At 45.5% G+C, this 314-nt stretch carries 1 protein-coding gene; it reads right to left on the bottom strand.

The features are described from left to right. Nucleotides 1–86: 86 nt before the first annotated feature. A partial coding sequence (locus tag GQA99_RS20390; protein WP_206194606.1) for a hypothetical protein occupies nucleotides 87–314 on the bottom strand: 228 nt, incomplete at its 5' end.

Genomic DNA, 314 nt, shown 5'->3' with positions numbered 1-314 from the left:
AGCTTATCATTTTTTATATGTCTTGCCTCAAATACTTGAAACGATACACACATAATGCCATCATGCATGGTTTGGTGGTGAATAGATTATATTGTTTTAGTGACCAGGCTGAGTCTGAACAGCTTCTCCTGCGTACGAGCAACACCTTCTGCAGCCATTGTAACCTCTGTAGCAGCATCCGTGATAGCAGTAACCTCGACCTCCTCCTCCTCTGTTGTAGCCTCCTCCTCCGTTATTGTAACCTCCTCCATTGTTGTAGCCTCCTCCATTGTTGTATCCTCCACCATTGTAACCTCCACCGTTGTAACCTCCAC

The organism is Shewanella litoralis (assembly GCF_009828585.1).
GTDB lineage: Bacteria > Pseudomonadota > Gammaproteobacteria > Enterobacterales > Shewanellaceae > Shewanella > Shewanella litoralis.
This window is presented reverse-complemented; position numbering and strand designations above follow the sequence as displayed.